At 72.3% G+C, this 17,415-nt stretch carries 14 protein-coding genes and 1 tRNA gene; 2 read left to right on the top strand and 13 right to left on the bottom strand.

The annotated features are described in order from the left end of the window. Positions 1–150 precede the first annotated feature (150 nt). The 10 genes from FMEAI12_RS12800 to FMEAI12_RS12755 form a co-directional block, all read right to left on the bottom strand. Complete coding sequence (locus FMEAI12_RS12800) at positions 151–801, bottom strand: L-threonylcarbamoyladenylate synthase (RefSeq protein WP_071059404.1); 651 nt, start codon at positions 799–801, stop codon at positions 151–153. After that, positions 801–1,805 carry a peptide chain release factor N(5)-glutamine methyltransferase gene (gene prmC / locus FMEAI12_RS12795; RefSeq protein WP_112106197.1) on the bottom strand — a complete coding sequence of 335 codons (1,005 nt, stop codon included), beginning with the start codon at positions 1,803–1,805 and terminating at the stop codon, positions 801–803. Before prmC ends, FMEAI12_RS12800 begins: the two co-directional genes overlap by 1 nt. Then, a complete protein-coding gene (gene prfA / locus FMEAI12_RS12790; protein ID WP_112106196.1) occupies positions 1,802–2,872 on the bottom strand; it encodes a peptide chain release factor 1 in 1,071 nt (356 codons plus the stop codon). The genes prmC and prfA overlap by 4 nt, the downstream gene beginning before the upstream one ends. Positions 2,873–2,944: 72 nt before the next feature. Continuing rightward, on the bottom strand, positions 2,945–3,181 hold the full coding sequence (gene rpmE / locus FMEAI12_RS12785; protein WP_018502318.1) for a 50S ribosomal protein L31: 237 nt from the start codon (positions 3,179–3,181) through the stop codon (positions 2,945–2,947). A gap of 182 nt (positions 3,182–3,363) precedes the next feature. Then, on the bottom strand, positions 3,364–5,751 hold the full coding sequence (gene rho, locus FMEAI12_RS12780; RefSeq protein ID WP_112106195.1) for a transcription termination factor Rho: 2,388 nt from the start codon (positions 5,749–5,751) through the stop codon (positions 3,364–3,366). 508 nt (positions 5,752–6,259) lie between these two features. Next, on the bottom strand, positions 6,260–7,213 hold the full coding sequence (thrB, locus tag FMEAI12_RS12775) for a homoserine kinase (protein ID WP_112106203.1): 954 nt from the start codon (positions 7,211–7,213) through the stop codon (positions 6,260–6,262). A gap of 128 nt (positions 7,214–7,341) precedes the next feature. Then, entirely contained in the window at positions 7,342–8,466 is a 1,125-nt protein-coding gene (gene thrC, locus FMEAI12_RS12770) for a threonine synthase (RefSeq protein WP_020458645.1), read from the bottom strand. Continuing rightward, positions 8,463–9,782 (bottom strand): homoserine dehydrogenase, encoded by a 1,320-nt coding sequence (locus FMEAI12_RS12765; protein WP_083390627.1) that lies wholly within the window; start codon positions 9,780–9,782, stop codon positions 8,463–8,465. Before FMEAI12_RS12765 ends, thrC begins: the two co-directional genes overlap by 4 nt. 7 nt (positions 9,783–9,789) lie before the next feature. Beyond that, positions 9,790–11,502, bottom strand: coding sequence for an arginine--tRNA ligase (gene argS / locus FMEAI12_RS12760; RefSeq protein ID WP_071059400.1), 1,713 nt, complete (start codon positions 11,500–11,502; stop codon positions 9,790–9,792). Positions 11,503–11,721: 219 nt separating this feature from the next. Beyond that, entirely contained in the window at positions 11,722–12,108 is a 387-nt protein-coding gene (locus tag FMEAI12_RS12755; RefSeq protein ID WP_018502312.1) for a response regulator transcription factor, read from the bottom strand. A gap of 73 nt (positions 12,109–12,181) precedes the next feature. On the opposite strand from FMEAI12_RS12755, the gene FMEAI12_RS12750 reads away from it, so the two are divergent. Continuing rightward, positions 12,182–12,253 (top strand) — tRNA-Arg (locus FMEAI12_RS12750). A gap of 604 nt (positions 12,254–12,857) precedes the next feature. On the opposite strand, the gene FMEAI12_RS12745 is transcribed toward FMEAI12_RS12750, so the two are convergent. Together FMEAI12_RS12745 and FMEAI12_RS12740 are read right to left on the bottom strand one after the other, a co-directional pair. Further along, a complete protein-coding gene (locus FMEAI12_RS12745) occupies positions 12,858–13,550 on the bottom strand; it encodes a hypothetical protein (RefSeq protein ID WP_235013939.1) in 693 nt (230 codons plus the stop codon). Between the two features lie 339 nt (positions 13,551–13,889). Further along, the gene (locus tag FMEAI12_RS12740) at positions 13,890–15,092 is read right to left on the bottom strand and encodes a DNA methyltransferase (protein WP_071059398.1); all 1,203 of its coding nucleotides are present in this window, start codon (positions 15,090–15,092) and stop codon (positions 13,890–13,892) included. Between the two features lie 328 nt (positions 15,093–15,420). Between FMEAI12_RS12740 and FMEAI12_RS12735 the strand changes: the two genes are divergently transcribed. Next, complete coding sequence (locus tag FMEAI12_RS12735) at positions 15,421–16,251, top strand: patatin-like phospholipase family protein (protein WP_071059397.1); 831 nt, start codon at positions 15,421–15,423, stop codon at positions 16,249–16,251. 134 nt (positions 16,252–16,385) lie between these two features. Here FMEAI12_RS12735 and FMEAI12_RS12730 read toward each other — a convergent pair whose 3' ends face one another. Beyond that, positions 16,386–17,258, bottom strand: coding sequence for an LLM class F420-dependent oxidoreductase (locus FMEAI12_RS12730; protein WP_020458637.1), 873 nt, complete (start codon positions 17,256–17,258; stop codon positions 16,386–16,388). Positions 17,259–17,415 lie beyond the last annotated feature (157 nt).

Genomic DNA, 17,415 nt, shown 5'->3' with positions numbered 1-17,415 from the left:
TCGATGCCCAGGATATGACCGGCCGCCCCGGGCCCGCGCGTCGCCCGCCGGGTCAGCCGCCGGCTCGCGCGGGGCCCAGCCGGCGGCCAGCCCGGGACGGCGGCCGGCCCGCGCAGGTCAGCGGGCGGCGCACAGCGGTCCGCGCGCCGGTCAGCGGGCGGCCGGTTCCCGCACGAGGGGCAGCACCGAGCGCAGCGCCGCGAGGTCGACCGCCCCCTCACGGACCACAGTGGGAACCGGCCCCGTGCAGTCCACGATCGTCGACGCGGTGCCCACCGGGGTGGTCCCGCCGTCCAGGTAGACCGCTGCGGCACCGCCGAGCTGCGCCACCGCGTCGATCGCGCTCGTCGCCGGCGGACGTCCGCTGATGTTGGCGCTGGAGACGGCCATCGGCCCCGTGCGCCCGAGCAGCTCGATGGCCACCGGGTGCAGCGGCATGCGGACGGCGACCGTCCCCCGGGCGTCGCCGAGATCCCAGCGCAGGGACGGTGCGTGGTTGACGACCAGCGTCAGCCCACCGGGCCAGAACGCCCGGACGAGATCCCGGATGTGCCCCGTGACCTGCTCGGCCAGGCCGTCGAGGGTCCGCCACGAGCCGACCAGCACGGGCACCGGCATGTTCCGCCCGCGCCCCTTCGCCGCGAGCAGCGCGGTGACGGCGTCCCGGTTGAACGCGTCGGCGCCGATCCCGTAGAGGGTGTCGGTCGGCAGCACGACGAGCTTGCCGCGGCCCACCGCGTCGGTGGCGGCGTCCAGCCCGGCCTTGCGCTGCCCCTCGTCGGAGCAGTCGAAAACCTGCATCACACGTCCTCTCCGGCGCTGCGCGGCGGGCGCGGCCCCGGCGGGTTCCAGCGGGCGGTGACGAACCGGTCCCGCCCAGCGAGATCGGGATGATCCACGATTTCGGACCACGAACCAGCCCACCAGCCCTCGCCGGCGAGCAGCGCGGGCACCGTCTGGCCATGTCCGTCCGCGTGTTCCATGACCAGTAAACCGCCTGGCCGCAAGAGTCCCCCGGCGGCGGCCACGACCGCGCGCGGCCCGTCCAGGCCGTCGGGCCCGCCCCACAGGGCCGCCGGCGGGTCGTGCCGGCCGACCTCGGGCTCGACCCTCGGCCGTTCATGATCGGGCAGATACGGCGGGTTGCTGATGACGACGTCGACCCGTCCCGCGAGGTCCGTCAGGACCGTGCCGACCGGCGCGACCGGCCTGCCCGCGTCTGTTGGCGACCGTGGGATGCCGACGTCGGCCTGGTGCACCCGCACCGGCAGGCCCGTGCGCTCGACGTTGCGGCGCAGCCAGCCGAGCGCCGCCGGCTCCAGCTCCACCGCGTGCACCTCGGCGTTCGGCACCTCATCGGCCACCGACAGGGCGATCGCCCCCGAACCCGCACAAAGATCAACACAGATTGGACGTCCAGCCACGACCGCGTCGGGCGATCGCAGGGCCGCGATCGCCCACTCGGCCACCCACTCGGTCTCCGGGCGGGGGATGAACACCCCGGGCCCGACGGCGATGTCCAGGTGGCGGAAGCCGGCAAGGCCGGTCAGGTGCTGCAGTGGGACCCGGCTCGCCCGCCGCTCCACCAGCGCGCGCAGCTCGCCGGCCGCGGCCGGTTCGACCCGGGTGACCAGCACGAGCCGGCCGCGCGACACCCCGAGCACGTGCGCCGCCAGCTGCTCGGCGTCGCCGCGGGGGCTGGCGACACCGGCCGCGGCCAGCCGGGCCGTCGCGGCGGCGAGCTCGACGGCGAGCGTGGCGTCCGCGTGGTCGGCCCGCGTCGTGGACGCGGCCGGGCCTGTCACGGCGTGGCCGCCATCCGGGATTCCAGGTCCGCCTCGGTCAGGGCCTCGATCACGGCGTCGAGGTCGCCGTCCAGCACGGCCTCCAGGTTGTGCGCCTTGTAGCCGATGCGGTGGTCGCTGATCCGGTTCTCGGGGAAGTTGTAGGTGCGGACCTTCTCCGAGCGGTCGACCGTGCGCACCTGGCTCGCCCGCGCCGCCGCCGCCGCCGTCTCGGCCTTCTCCCGCGCCGCGGCGAGCAGCCGGGCCCGCAGGATGCGCATCGCCGACTCCTTGTTCTGGAGCTGGCTCTTCTCGTTCTGGCAGGAGACGACCACCCCGGTGGGCAGGTGCGTGATGCGCACCGCCGAGTCGGTGGTGTTGACGCTCTGGCCGCCCGGCCCGGACGAGCGGAACACGTCGATCCGCAGGTCGTTCGGGTCGACTTCGATGTCGACGTCGGCCGCCTCGGGCAGCACCAGCACCCCGGCCGCGGAGGTGTGGATCCGCCCCGCCGACTCGGTCACCGGCACCCGCTGCACCCGGTGCACACCGCCCTCGAACCGCAGCCGGCCGAAGACCCCCTGGCCGGGGGCCGCCGTCCCGCGGGACTTGACGGCCACACTGACGTCCCGGTAGCCGCCCAGGTCGCTGGGGTTCGCGTCCAGGATCTGGGTGCGCCACCCGCGCCGCTCGGCGTAGCGCAGGTACATGCGCAGCAGGTCGCCCGCGAACAGCGCGGACTCCTCACCGCCCGCGCCCGCCTTGACCTCGAGGATGGCGTCCCGGCTGTCGTCGGGGTCGACGGGCACCAGGTAGGCCCGCAGGCGGGCGGCGAGATCGGCCTGGCTCGCCTCTAGGGCCACGACCTCGTCGCGGAAAGACGGGTCCTGCTCGGCGAACTCGCGGGCGGTCTCCAGGTCACCCTCGACGCGCTCCAGCCGCTGCGCGAGGTCGACGGGGGTGGCGAGCTCGGCGTACCGGCGCGTCAGCTCCCGGGCCCGCGCCGGATCGTTGTGGATGTCCGGATCCGCGAGCCGCTTCTCGATGTCGGCGTGCTCGGCGATCATGCCAACGAGCGGGGAGGTCATCAGGGGTTCCTTCAGGTCGTCGGGACGCGAACGGCGCCCGCCCGGGGATCCGGGACGGGCGCCGAGGACGACCTACTTCGCGCCGCCGACCTTCTGGCCCGGCTGCCGGCGACCGAAGCGCCGCTCGAACTTCTCGACCCGGCCACCGACGTCGAGGATCTTCTGCTTGCCGGTGTAGAACGGGTGGCACTGCGAGCAGACCTCGGCGCTGATGGCGCCGTTCTCCTTGGTCGACCGCGTGGTGAACGTGCTGCCGCACGTACAGGTCACCGTGGTCTCGTGGTACTGCGGGTGAATATCAGCCTTCATGATCCCTCTTCCGATGTGGCCGCCGGGTCGCCGCCGCGGGAGCGGACGGCGTGAACCGGAGCCGGTTGTCGCCAGTGTGCCAGACCCGGCGCCCCGGGCCGGACCAGCCAGCCGCCGACGACAACGCCGCCGCCGGGCCCTGATGTTCCCGGGCCCGGCCGGGGGCTGCCGCCGGGCGGCGGTCAGTCCTGGGGCGGTGCCGTCTTCGCGATCTGCATCAGGAACTCGTAGTTCGTCCTGGTCTGCTTCAGCCGGTCGAGCAGGAGGTCGAGAGCCTGCTGCGGCTCCCGGGTATGCAGGACCCGCCGGAGCTTGTGCATGATCGCAAGCTCGTCGGGGGCCAGCAGGATGTCCTCCTTGCGGGTGCCGGAGGCGTCGACGTCCACCGCCGGGAAGACCCGCTTGTCGGCGATCTTCCGGTCCAGCTTGAGCTCGGCGTTGCCGGTGCCCTTGAACTCCTCGAAGATCACCGTGTCCATCGTCGAACCGGTCTCGACCAGCGCGGTCGCGATGATCGTCAGGGAGCCGCCGTTCTCGATGTTGCGCGCCGCGCCGAGGAACCGCTTCGGCGGGTAGAGCGCCGTCGAGTCGACACCACCGGACAGAATGCGCCCCGACGCCGGTGCCGCGAGGTTGTAGGCGCGACCCAGCCGGGTGATCGAGTCGAGCAGCACGACCACGTCGTGGCCGAGCTCGACGAGCCGCTTGGCCCGCTCGATGGACAGCTCGGCGACGTTGGTGTGGTCGGCCGGCGGGCGGTCGAAGGTCGAGGCGACGACCTCGCCCTTCACCGACCGCTGCATGTCGGTGACCTCCTCGGGCCGCTCGTCGACGAGGACGACCATGAGGTGGCATTCCGGGTTGTTCGTGGTGATCGCGTTCGCGATGGACTGGAGCACCATCGTCTTGCCGGCCTTCGGCGGGCTCACGATGAGCGCGCGCTGGCCCTTGCCGATCGGCATCACCAGGTCGATGACCCGCGTGGTCATCATGTGCGGCTCGGTCTCCAGCCGCAGGCGGTCCTGCGGGTAGAGCGGGGTGAGCTTGTGGAACTCCGGCCGGCCGCGGGCCTCCTCCGGCTCCATCCCGTTGATCGTGTCCAGCCGGACCAGCGCGTTGTACTTGTCGCGGCGCTGCTCGCCCTCCTGCGGCGCGCGCACCACCCCGGTGATCGCGTCGCCGCGGCGCAGGCCGTTGCGACGGACCTGGGCGAGGCTCACGTACACGTCCGTCGGGCCGGTCAGGTAGCCGCTCGTGCGGACGAAGGCGTAGTTGTCCAGCACGTCGAGGATGCCGGCCACCGGCACGAGGACGTCGTCCTCGCGCACCGTCGGCTCGGCGGTCTCGGCCGTGCCGCCCTGCCCGCCGCGGCCACGGTTGCGGCCGCGCTCCCGGAACCGGCCGCGGCGCCGGCCGCCGAACTCGTCGTCGTCCTGGACGCCGCCCTGGGGTGCACGGTCGCCCGGCTGGGTGCGCTCGACCGTCCTGGACCGGTCTGAACCGGCACGGTCGCCGCGGTCGCTGCGGTCGGCACGTTCGCTGCGATCGGCACGGTCGTTCCGGTCGCGGTCGCCGGCCGGCTGTGAGCGGCCCTGGCGGTCGCTGGAACGGTCCCGGTCGCTGGAACGGTCCCGGTCGCCGGAGCGGTCCCGGTCACCGGAGCGGTCCCGGTCACCGCCGGAGCGGTCCCGGTCACCCGAGCGGTCCCGGTCACCGCCGGAGCGATCCCGGTCACCCGAGCGCTCGCGGCGGTCGTCACGACCGCGCGTGGGGGTCTCGGAGCCGTTCGTCCCGGCGCGGACGGAGACGGGCGCCGCGGCGGGCGCGGTCACCGCCGGGCCGTCCGCGGCAGCCGCGGCGGCCTGCGGGCGGGCGGTGTCGTCGGACGACTCCGCACCCCCCGGACCGGTCGGCAGTGTCTGCTGCTCGCCCGCGGGGCTCGTGACGCCACGAGAGGCGCCCCGCCGCCCGCGCACACGGGTCGGGGCCGACGCCGTCTCTGCCGCGGAGCCGGAAACGGAGCCGCCCGTGGTCGCCTCGGCGCCGCTGGAACCGCTCGTCTCCTGGACGGGAGCGACCGAGCCGGCCGCCGCCCGGGGCGCGGAGCTCACCGCGTCCGCGGCGGGAGCCGCCGCGGGCGGAGCGCCCTGCGCGACCGGGGCCACGGAGGCCGGCGCGGACGCGGGCTGGGAGGTCGGCGACGAGGCCGCCGGCACCGATCTGGAGGCCACCTCACCGTTCTGGACGTTCTGGATCGCCGCGATCAGCTGGCCCTTGCGGAGCCTGCCGACCCCGGGGATGCCCATCTGGGAAGCCATGGCCTGCAGCTCGGGCAGGAGCATCGCGGACAGACCGGTACCGGAACGCCGGCGCCGGGGGGCGGAGGACGCGTCAGGCCCGTCCGCGGGGACGTCGACCGACGCGGGCCGGACGGCGTGGTTGCCGTTCGACCGAGTCGTGACGACGGTGTCTACGGACGTCGCGCCGGCCGCGGCGGAACTGTCGACGGGCGAGGCAGGCGCCGCAGACTCACGTGCGCTGTCGGGCAGCACGTCGGTGGTGTCGCTCAAGGTTTTCCTTCCTGGAAGGAACCGGCTTCTCGGGCCGGGCGTAGCGTGTGAACTTTCTTCGCCTGCGCACATGCCGGATGAAGGAGATGTAGCGCCATTCGGACGGCGAGCAACGCGCCCTGAAAGGCGCTGACGGCCGACAGCCGCGAGCGAACCCGATTTCCCGCCGACGGGTGCCGGTACGCCAGCCGAGGCAACGGCGACGAGGTCTGAAGCACCGGGATCCCTGACCAGGACCGGCCACCGTGCGAGGCCAACCGCTGCGGTGAGGCTCCACTGCAGCAAGGCCACCACCGCGTACCAGATCAGGCTGGCGGGGCGAGCACGCGCCGCGGCGCAGCGGGTGCAGTCATCAGACTATCCAGACGGAGACACCTCGGCAACAACCTAGAGACCTCTGGACTTCCCGATGACACCACGAGGGACTCCCTGATGACAGCCTGGAGCCCTCCGCGGGGGTCCGTGCGACCCCTGAACCAGCATCCAGGAACGCAGCGGAGTACCATAATCACTCCGAGGAGTCGACCGCCTCGACTCGAACACCCTCGGTGTCGACAGCCAGCGGGACGACCGAGAAGCCCGGGGCGGCAACGCCGATCGCCGCCGCGGCCTGTCCGCCACCGACCCCGAGCGCCACCACGGACGGCCCGGAACCCGACAGCGCGGCCGGTATGCCGGCGGCGCGCAGCCGCCCGACCAGATCCGCGGAGGCGGGCATGGCGGGAAGGCGGTACGGCTGGTGCATCCGGTCCTCGGTCGCGGTCAGCAGCAGCCGCGAGCGTTCCTCGCCGGCGCCGGCCGCCGGTTCCGCGCCGGACAGCGCGAGCGCGAGCAGCGCCGCGCGGCCGATGTTCACCGCGGCGTCGGCATGCGGGACCTGCTTCGGGAGAGCGCCCCGGGCCTGCTCGGTCGACTGGCGTCGCGATGGGACGAACACCACGGGCCGTAGCTCGCCGAGCGGTGCCACACGGAGGGACCGCGGCACATCGCCCTCGTACCAGGCAACGGTGAGGCCACCGAGCAGGGCCGCCGCGACGTTGTCCGGATGCCCTTCGATCGCGCTGGCCACCCGCAGCCGCCCGGCCGCACCGAGCGGCCCGCCGGCGAGGGCGTCGGCGGCTGTGACTCCGGCCACAATCGCCGCGGCGGACGAACCGAGACCCCGCCCGTGCGGGATCCGGTTCACGCAGCGCAGCGCGAGCCCGGGTTGCGCCCACTCCAGCTCGTCGAAGGTGGCGCGGATCGCCCGGACCACCAGATGCGCCTCGTCCGCGGGGACAGCGTCCGGGCCGACCACGTCGATGGAGAGCCCGGACGGCGTCAGCCGCACGGACACCTCGTCGTACAGCCCGAGTGCCAGGCCCAGCGCGTCGAAGCCCGGACCCAGGTTGGCGCTCGTGGCCGGGACCCGCAGGCGGACCGCGCCCGGCGGGCGGCCTCCACCCGGCCCGGTGGTGCTCACCGTCACGCTCGCCGACGCACTGACGATCGTGCTCACCCGTGTGCTGACGGAGACATTCGCCGACGCGCTGGCCGTACCGCTTCCCGAGGCGCTGCCGGCGGCACCGGCGGCGAGGCCGTCGGCGGTCGTCACGACCGCTGCAGGCCGAGGGCCCTGGCGGCGCCGGCCACGGTCGGCGGGATGGTCTCGGGCTTCGCCGCGCCGCTGATGGCCCAGTCCGGGTCCTTCAGCCCGTTGCCGGTGACGGTGCAGACGACCCGCTGGCCCGGGCTCAGCCGGCCGTCGGCGTACGTGGCGAGCAGCCCGGCGACGCTGGCGGCACTGGACGGCTCGACGAAGACGCCCTCGCGGCGCGCCAGCAGCCGGTAGGCGGCCAGGATCTGCCGGTCGTTGACCGCGTCGATCAGACCGCCGGAGGCGTCCCGCGCGTCGGTCGCGAAATCCCAGGAGGCCGGGTTGCCGATGCGGATGGCCGTGGCGATGGTCTGCGGCGAGGTCACCACCTCGCCCCGCACGATCGGCGCCGCGCCCGCCGCCTGGAACCCGAACATCCGCGGCCGGCCGGACCGGATCCGGGTGTCCTCCTCGACGTAGCCGCGCCAGTAGGCGGTGATGTTACCCGCGTTCCCAACCGGCAGGCAGTGCACGTCGGGCGCGTGGCCGAGCGCCTCGACGATCTCGAAGGCGGCGGTCTTCTGCCCCTCCAGGCGGTGCGGGTTGACCGAGTTCACCAGCGTGACCGGGAACGTGTCGGCCAGCTCGCGGGCGACTCGGAGGCAGTCGTCGAACGACCCCTCCACCTGGAGCAGGCGCGCGCCGTGCACCAGGGCCTGCGCGAGCTTGCCGAGGGCGATCTTGCCGCTGGGAACCAGCACCGCGCAGGTCAGCCCGGCGCGGGCGGCGTACGCCGCGGCCGAGGCCGAGGTATTGCCGGTGGACGCGCAGATGACGGCCTGGGAGCCCTCTCCCACCGCCCGGCTGATCGCGACCGTCATGCCGCGGTCCTTGAACGAGCCGGTGGGGTTGGCACCTTCGACCTTGAGATGAACATCACATCCGGTCAGCTCGGACAGATGGTCCGCGTGCAGCAGCGGGGTGCCGCCCTCCCGCAGGGTGATCACCGGTGTGTCGGCGGTGACGGGCAGCCGGTCCCGGTACTCCTCGATGATCCCCCGCCAGGCCCGCGACGCGCGCTCGGGGGCACTGCTGCCGGCCGGGTCGCTCGAAACCGGCATCGACGACATCGTGGTCATGACTCAACTCCCTCGACCCGTACCACGCCCGACACCGCACGCACCCCGTCGAGAACCCGCAGGTCCTCGACGGTCGTGGACAGCGCCGCATCCGCGGCCGGATGGGTGACCAGGACGAGGCTGGCGTCGTCGCCGCGGCCGTCCTGACGGACGCTTCTGATGGACACATCGTGCCGGGCGAACGCGCCGGCCACCGCGGCGAGTACCCCGGCCTTGTCCGTGACGTCCAGCTGCACGTGGTAGCTCGTGATCGTGGGGCCCATCGGCAGGATCGGCAGGGCCGCGTAGGCGGACTCACCCGGCCCCTGCCGGCCCGCGACCCGGTTGCGGGCCACCGCGACCACGTCACCGAGAACGGCCGAGGCGGTCGGCGCGCCGCCGGCACCACGACCGTAGAACATGAGCTGCCCGGCGGCCTCGGCCTCGACGAAGACCGCGTTGAACGCCTCGCGCACCCCGGCCAGCGGATGCGAGCGCGGGATCATCGCCGGATGGACCCGCACGCTCACGCCGGGCCGGTCACCGGCACGCTCGGCGATGGCCAGCGCCTTGATCGTGCACCCGAGCTCGCGGGCACTGGCGATGTCGGCGGCGGTGACCGCGCCGATCCCCTCCCGGTAGACGTCATCGATCGTCACCCGGGTGTGGAAGGCGAGCTGGGCGATGATCGCCGCCTTGGCCGCCGCGTCGAACCCGTCGATGTCGGCGGAGGGGTCGGCCTCGGCGTACCCGAGCTCACCGGCCTCGGCCAACGCCTCGGCGAACGAGGCCCCGGTCTCGTCCATGCGGGTCAGGATGTAGTTCGTCGTCCCGTTCACGATGCCGAGGACGCGGCGGATCCGATCCCCGGCGAGGCTCTCGCGCAGCGGGCGCAGCAACGGGATCGCGCCCGCCACCGCCGCCTCGTAGTACAGGTCGACGCCGGCGGCCGCCGCGGCGTCGTGCAGCGTGGAGCCGTGGCTGGCCAGCAGGGCCTTGTTCGCACTGACCACCGACTTGCCCGACCGCAGCGCCGACAGCAGCCAGCTCCGCACCGGCTCGATCCCGCCGACGACCTCGATCACGATGTCGACGTCGTCGCGGGCGACCAGCGCGCCCGCGTCGGTGGTGAGCAGCTCCCGATCCACCGCTGCGGAGCGGATCCGGTCGGGATCGCGGACCGCGATCCCGACGATCTCCAGCGGCGCTCCCACCCGGGCGCCCAGATCCTCGGTGTGCGTGCCCAGCAGCCGCACCACCTCGGTTCCGACGACCCCGCAGCCGAGCATCGCGATCCTCATCGGGCGCCCGAAACCGCGCCCGCCGTCGATCGTCATTCGCCTCTCACATCCGTTCCGGCGCGCTGACGCCCAGCAGCCGAAGGCCGTTCGCCAGGACGGTCCGGGTGGCCTCGGCCAGCAGCAGTCGAGCCGCGGTGATCGCCGTGGGCTCCTCGTCGCCCTGCGGAAGCACGCGACAGGAGTCGTAGAAGCGGTGGTACGTCCCGGCCAACTCCTCCAGGTACCTCGCGATGCGGTGCGGCGCGCGCAGCTCCGCCGCCGACGCGACCACCCGCGGCAGCTCGCCGAGCGCGCCCAGCAGGTCGACCTCGCGTGGGTGGGTCAGCAGCGACACGTCGACCCCGTCGACGTCGAACGCGGGATCCGCGGAGGTCGCCAGACCCAGGGCGGCGGCGTTCCGGATGAGCGAACTGATCCGGGCGTGGGCGTACTGGACATAGAACACCGGGTTGTCGTTCGTCTGCCGCGCGATCGCGTCCAGGTCGAGGTCGAGAGCGGAGTCCATCGACGCGCGCACCAGCGAGTAGCGGGCCGCGTCGACCCCCACCGCGTCGACAAGGTCGTGCAGGGTCAGGAAGTTACCTGCCCGCTTGGACATCTTCACCGCCACACCGCCCCGCGACAGCGTCACCATCTGGCCGATGAGCACGTCGAGGTTGTGGTCGGGGTCGTCGCCGAAACAGGCCGAGATCGCCTTCAGCCGGCCGATGTAGCCGTGGTGGTCGGCTCCGAGCAGGTAGCAGAGCCGGTCGAAGCCACGGCGCCGCTTGTCGCGGTAGTAGGCCGCGTCGGCGCAGAAGTAGGTGGGCTGACCGTCTCTCTTGATCAGCGCGCGGTCCTTGTCGTCGCCGAAGTCGGTGGTGCGCAGCCAGACCGCGCCGTCCGCCTCGTAGACGTGGCCCTGGGTGCGCAGCTCGTCGATCGCGGCGGTGAGCTCCCCCGCCTCGTGCAGGCTGCGCTCGGACTTCCACAGGTCGTACTCGACCCCGAACCCCGAAAGCGTCGCGCGGATCTCGGCGAGCATCAGCTCCACACCGTCGCGGGCGCAGACCGCGAGCGCCTTGTCCTGCTCGGCGCCGCCGTCCTGCTCGCCGCCGGAGGCGGCAAGGAGCTGCTCCAGAGCCGGGTTCGCCGCCAGGACCTTCGCGGCGATCTCGGCGACGTAGGCGCCCTGGTAGCCGTCGGCGGGAGCCGGTTGGCCGCGCAGCGCGGCCAGCACCGACGCGCCGAACCGCTCGACCTGCACACCGGCGTCATTGACGTAGTACTCGGTGCCGACCTCGTAGCCCGCCGCGGCGAACACCCGGGAAAGTGCGTCGCCCACCGCCGCCCAGCGCGCGGACGCCAGTGTCACCGGGCCGGTCGGGTTCGCGCTGACGAACTCGAGGTTCACCCGAACGCCCTGGGACACCGCGGCGCGGCCGTAGGACTCGCCGTCCCGGACGATCCGGCGGGCGATGCCGCCCAGAGCCGCACCGGCCAGCCGGATGTTCAGGAAGCCCGGGCCGGCGACCTCCACCTCCGCCACACCCGCCTCGGCCCGCAGGCGGGCGGCGAGCAACTCGGCCACCTCCCGGGGCCGGCGGCGCGCCGCCTTCGCGAGCTGCAGGGCGACCGGAGACGCGTAGTCTCCGTGCTCGGGCTGCCTCGGTCGCTCGACGGTGACCGAGTCGGGCACGGCCACTTCCAGGTCACCGTTCGCGACGGCAGCCCGAACGGCCGCGACGATGGTGTCGGCGAGCTCGGCGGGGGTCATGTCGCGATGCTATCGGCGCGCGGCGTCCGACCGGTTCCCCCGCGTACCAACCATCCAGCGGTCATCGGCCCGCCCACCGATGGGACGGCCCAGGTCGCGCGCCCCGAACGACCCGAAAGCCCCGGCTGCCGGCGCTCCCGGAATGCCACGAGGGGACACCTCGCACGAACTCCCGCGCGCCGGACACGCCCCGCCCGGCGCACCCGCGGCGGACCGGACTCAGACCGGCTGACCCGCGGCGAGCCTGCTGACCACCCCGATGAGCATGTCCGGGTCGAACGGCTTGGTCAGGTAGTAGTCGACACCCAGCCGGGCACCACGCTTGATGTCCGCCTCCTGGGCGCGCGCGGTCAGCATGATCACCTTGATGTCGGCGGTCACGGGATCGTCGCGCAGCCGCGCCGCGACGTCCCAGCCGTTCACCCTCGGCATCATGATGTCGAGGGTGATCACATGCGGCGCGATCTCATGGACGCGCTCGAGACAGTCCGCGCCGTCGACCGCGGTGTGCACCTCGAAGCCTTCCAGTTCGAGGTTGACGACCACGAGCTGACGGATCACGGCGTCGTCGTCGACGACGAGCACCCGGGGGGCGGTGAAGTACACGGCCGAAGCTTACGGGCACGGCGTTGGACAGTCTGCCGATCCCACCTGGTACGGTATGCCTGCTTGCCCTGGAGCCCCCGTAGCTCAGGGGATAGAGCACCGCCCTCCGGAGGCGGGTGCGCAGGTTCGAATCCTGCCGGGGGCACACGACTTGGGGTGTGGTGTGCTCAGGCTTTTGGCCTGAGCCTTGGCGTCGTGTCATGTTGGTCGGGGGGCGGTGCCCCCCGGGCCCCCCTTCGGCGGGTGGCTTCTCGGCTTGTGGTGGTTGGCCCCGGTTCGGGTTGGCTGGATGGGCCCGACTCGACTTGCGGCGGTTAGCCCGCTTCGGCTGACTGGATGGGTTCGACTGGCTTGCGGTGGTTGGCCCCGGTTCGGGTTGGCTGGATGGGCCTGGCTTACTTTGGTTGGTCCTGGTGGGCCGGCGGGGTGGTCGGCTTGCTTTCCTGTTCGGCCGGGTTGTCGGGGTGTTGCACCTTCTGGCGGATGGCGGCGCCGGCGTTGTCGGCAGGCTGTTGGGCGGATCGGCTTCTTTCCTCAGGTGCGGATCGCGACTGATGGCGGAGAGCCGTATGTGTGGTACCTCACTATCCTCGCCGACCTTTCCGGATGGTCGCGCCCGTCCCGATCTCCACCGCGCGGCGCTCGGCCGCGGAGCGCCCTCGAAGCGAGTTGTCTGAGCCACTCCACGCGCCGCTCACGCAACACGCTTCGGAGCGGCCCCCACCCGGCTCGCCGCGATCCGGGTCGCGTCAGAGGCCTCCGATTGTCACGTAGGCGGTGGTGACTATCGCTGCTGCTACGAGCGCGGCGGCTACGGTCTGTGCGGGGGTGTGGCCGTCCAGCTCGTCGTGGTCGTCCGCGGTGCCCGCCGCGTGGGCCTCTGCCAGCCGTGCCTTCCTTGTCTGGACGCGCGCCCAGGCGATGACGGGCACCGCCGCCCAGGTGAAGGCGAGCACCGGGCCGTACACGAACGTGACGACGGTGGCGCAGCTCGCCGCGGCCGCGACATGACCGCTGATTTTCCAGAACCGCGTGATGGCGGTGAGGATGAGCGCTTCGGTGATCATCGCGGCGTACACGGTGACGATGTCCTTCGGTGCGTCCGTCGCACGGAGCAGCACATAGCCGACAGCGACCGACGCGCAGCCGAACAGCATCGGCTGCATCCGTTTGCTGCGCTCCGGCACATGGTGGTCGGACCAGCGGCGCTGGCGGACGCCGAAAAAAACGAAACTCATCGGGACGACCGTGCCGAACAGGACGGCGATGACTCCCGAGAGAACGCCGTGCCCGAGATCTCGCGCGTCGTGCTGTGCGACCACCGCCAGCAGCGCGGTGACGAGCACGGTGGGCGCGGCGACCTCGGTGATGCCGAAGGCGAACCGCGTCGCGGGCGTCCGCTCCCCCGAGTTCACCCGCCTGCCCCGGCCGCCCGTGTCCACGGCCGTGCCTGTGGTCGTATCAGCGGACGGGTCCGGCGTCGTTTCTCCGGTCGTGTTCCGGTTCTTCTTTCCGTTATTTCCTCTGGTCGGGCTGCTTGTCGTTGTCGTCGTCACGGGATACCTGTCTGAGTCGGTACTTTTCGACGCGGGACGGATTGCGGCAAGATCGCCGGCGGCCAGGCGACCGGGGGAAGGACAGCCAGACACGGATGGACGGCTCGAACTGTCGATACCGCTCTCCGAACCGGTCGCGCCGGCCGATTCGATGCTAGACGAGTGGCGGCGAGGCACGGGGCAGCTGAGGAGCGCGGGCCGACAGCCCCGGGTCAGAGTGGCGGATCAAGGCCGGCGGGCCCGGACGTCGAATTCGAACAGGGCCTTGTTTGAGTTCCGCTTGCGAATAACCTCCACCTCGACGTCGGCGTAGCCGAGCTCGTGCAGCATCAACGCATACCAGTCCTGAGCAGGGACACCGTGGCCGTAGAACGTCGAGTTCCCCACGATGTAGGAAACCTGCCCGCCGCGTTTCACCAGTGGTGTGACGGCCTGGAAGTGCAGCCACATGTCGTGGTGGTATTTCCGCACATAGGTCGCCAGCAGCGGCCCGTTCCGGTCGCCGTCGGCCGCGATCCGCGCGCAGACGGCCTCCAGCGCGTCGTCGACCGGGGTGGGCGTGGCCGGCGTCCAGGAGCGCAGGTTGGACGTGGCGCTCCCCCAGGTGCCGCCGATCGCGCGCCAGTCCAGCTCACCGGCGTCGCCGGCGCGGTCGAGGTAGCGCAGCCAGTACATGTACGGCCGGAGCTCGCGGATGTAGGACATCCGGTTCACGTAGGGCGGGCTGGTCAGCACGAGATCGGTTTCGCGCAGGTCCGGCACGACGGAGCGCGAGTCGCCCTCGTGGACGGCGGCGGAGCCCGGCAGCTCGACCCGGGCGGATTCGATCAGGGCTGCCGCCTCGGTGCCGAACAGCGCGATGGTGGCCGCGGCCGCGGCCGGGTCGAAGGAGCCGGGCCGGGTCTCGCCGGCGGCGGCCTTGAACGACATGGACTGATGATTGAAGGCCGCGTTGCTGACGGAGATCAGTACCCGGCACAGTGCGATCTGCAGGAGATCACCCGCCGGTCCTGAATATGCGTCGAGCGCCGCCCTGAGTGCGCGCAGCGCGTGCAGCGCCCCGGGGCTCCACCATTTCTCGATCCGGAAGATGTTCGGCTGCCACAACTCGGTGTCACGGCCCATGCGGGCGGCGGCGTCCCCGGCATCGGCGGCCGCGGTGGCCGCGTCCGCAAGGGTCTGCCGCGGGTATTGGCGGACCTTGGCCCGCCCCAACCAGACGAGGAAGGGATTGAGATCGGCGCTCTGGCCGTGATGGCCGAGCTCGGCCGCGGCGAGCGGGGTCGTCCCCGTTCCGGAGAACGGGTCGGTGATGACCGAGCCGGCGGGCAGGTGGGAGATACGCCCCCGTACGAGCCGGACTCCGTAGGCGGGCGTGAGCCGCAGCCAGCCATGCCGCCCTACGCCCCGGTTAGCCCGGAATGTCATGTGCTCGTTGCGCGCGTGGGACGTCCGGTCGGCTGTCGTACTCACGTGGCCTCCAGGAGAGGGCCGGCGGCGTGGGGAGAGCCCCGGCTCGGGGCTCCGCAGTATGCGCGAGGGGGCCCGGGACGCTTGCGCGGGGGCACGAACGGTCTGGGGCCGATCTGGCCTGGTCGCTGTCCTGTGCGCGACACCCAAACGATCACCATGCCGCAATGGCATAGCACGATCGGGTGATTTCGGTGGTGCCTTGCCACCTCCGGTGCGTAGTTCCCAAAAGCCCTTCAGAAAGCGACGGACCCTGACGAGGGCCGTCGCGGAGAGGTGTGTCTGGATGCGGCACGCGCTGGTCCTCGGCGGCGGAGGCGTGGCCGGCATCGCCTGGGAGATCGGCCTGTTGGTCGGTCTCGCCGAGGCGGGCGTCGACGTCACCGACGCCGATCTCGTCGTCGGCACCTCGGCGGGCTCCGCCGTGGGGACGATGATCAGCAGTGGCGCGGACCTCGACCTGCTGTACTCCCGGCAGATCGCTCCCGCCGACCCGACCGCCGAACCGACGGTGAATTTCGATTACGGCGAGCTCATGTCAACCCTGGCCCAGGTCACCGCGGGCTCGCGTGGCGCACGCGACGCCCGCGCCCGGATCGGCGCCTACGCGCTCGCGGCCGAGGTCGCCTCGGAGGAGGACCGCTGGCAGATCATCGCCGGGCGGCTGCCCGTCCGCGAATGGCCGCGGCAACGCCTGGTGGTGACAGCGGTGGACGCCGAAACGGGTGACTGGGTGGCCTTCGACCGCGACTCGGGCGTCCATCTGGTCGACGCGGTCGCGGCCAGTTCCGCGCTCCCCGGTGTGTTCCCGCCGGTGACCGTGGATCACCGCCGGTACGTGGACGGCGGTATGCGTTCCGTGATCAACGCCGATCTCGCGGAAGGCCACGAACGGGTACTGATCGTTGCGCCCATTCTGGGCATGGGCATACCCACCGAGGTACGGCGGCTCGAACGCGCGGGCAGCCGGGTCCTCGTCGTGGCCGCGGACGAGGCGTCGCGGGCCGCCTTCGGCTCGAACATCCTCGATCCCGCGATCCGCGCCGCGTCCGCGCGGGCGGGGCGGAACCAGGCAGCCGCGGTCGCGGACAGCGTCCGCGAGCTGTGGAAGGACTGATCCGACAGGTCCGCGTACAGATACCCGTACGACAGATCCCCGTACGACAGGTTCGCGCACCGGCGCCGGCGGGCCGCCGAGCCCGCCGGTGCCGGCACGGACACGAACCCCGCCGACGCCGGCCGCCGCCGGCCTCAGATGTCCGCGGCGGCGGGGACGACCCGCTCACCCAGGACCCGCAGCGGCTCGACGTCCCAGATGTCGGCGACGCCGCCGATGGCCACCGAGATGCCGAGCTCGGCCAGTTCGCCGAGCTCGTCGAGGATGCGCCCGACGTTCTCGCCCGACTTGCCCGGGTCGAAGCGGTAGTAGCAGGTCTTGACGATCTCGTCGTAGTCGCGGCCCTCGGCGTCGCAGTGCCGGCGCAGGACGTCGAGCTTGTGCGGCAGGTCAGGGCCGGAGAAGAGGTTGCAGGCCTGCCCGTACTTCGCGACCAGGCGCAGCGTCTTCTTCTCCCCACCCCCACCGATCATGATCGGCGGGTGCGGCCGGGTGAGCGCGGCGGGCGAGTTGAGCGGCCGGGCGAGCTGGTAGTGCTTGCCCGTCCAGGGGCTCTCGTCGTCCGACCACATCCGAAGACAGATCTGCAGGGTCTCCTCGAGGCGCTCGAAGCGCTCGGCGACCGGGGGGAACGGGATGCCGAGCCCGACGGACTCCTGCTCGTTCCACGCCGCGCCGATTCCGAGCATCGCCCGGCCCCCGGAGAGCACGTCGAGGGTACTGATGATCTTCGCGAGGATTCCGGGCTCCCGGTAGACGGTGCCGGTCACCAGGGTCAGCAGGGTCGCCCGGCGGGTGTGCGCCGCCAGGAAGCCCAGGGTGGTGTAGGCCTCGAGCATGTCGTTCTCGGGCGGGCCGACCATCTCGATCTGGAAGAAGTGGTCCATCACCGCCAGGTAGTCGAAGCCGGCCTCGTCGACCTCACGGGCGACCTCGGCGAGCGCGCGGCCCAGGTCGGCAGGCCCCTCGGGCCGGGTGAAGTCGGGAATCTGTACACCAAGTCGCACTTCTTTTTCTCCTCCGGGAGCTCACCGCGGGCCGCGTCGCCCGCGACCATGTCCGGTGGACGTCCGCCCCACCCGGCGACGTTCCCGCATCGGCGGGACAGCACGGGCCGGCGGGCACGGCGCGTTCGCGTCGCCACCGTCCCCGGCATCAAACCCC

This window comes from Parafrankia sp. Ea1.12 (assembly GCF_900465275.1).
Lineage (GTDB): Bacteria > Actinomycetota > Actinomycetes > Frankiales > Frankiaceae > Parafrankia > Parafrankia soli.
This window is presented reverse-complemented; position numbering and strand designations above follow the sequence as displayed.

What these genes read in the sequence shown, in the direction of transcription:
- FMEAI12_RS12800 (WP_071059404.1), bottom strand. Translation starts at nt 801, where the DNA reads ATGCAGGTTTTCGACTGCTCCGACGAGGGGCAGCGCAAGGCCGGGCTG.
- prfA (WP_112106196.1), bottom strand. Translation starts at nt 2,872, where the DNA reads ATGACCTCCCCGCTCGTTGGCATGATCGCCGAGCACGCCGACATCGAG.
- rpmE (WP_018502318.1), bottom strand. Translation starts at nt 3,181, where the DNA reads ATGAAGGCTGATATTCACCCGCAGTACCACGAGACCACGGTGACCTGT.
- thrC (WP_020458645.1), bottom strand. Translation starts at nt 8,466, where the DNA reads ATGACCACGATGTCGTCGATGCCGGTTTCGAGCGACCCGGCCGGCAGC.
- FMEAI12_RS12765 (WP_083390627.1), bottom strand. Translation starts at nt 9,782, where the DNA reads ATGACGATCGACGGCGGGCGCGGTTTCGGGCGCCCGATGAGGATCGCG.
- argS (WP_071059400.1), bottom strand. Translation starts at nt 11,502, where the DNA reads ATGACCCCCGCCGAGCTCGCCGACACCATCGTCGCGGCCGTTCGGGCT.
- FMEAI12_RS12740 (WP_071059398.1), bottom strand. Translation starts at nt 15,092, where the DNA reads ATGACATTCCGGGCTAACCGGGGCGTAGGGCGGCATGGCTGGCTGCGG.
- FMEAI12_RS12735 (WP_071059397.1), top strand. Translation starts at nt 15,421, where the DNA reads ATGCGGCACGCGCTGGTCCTCGGCGGCGGAGGCGTGGCCGGCATCGCC.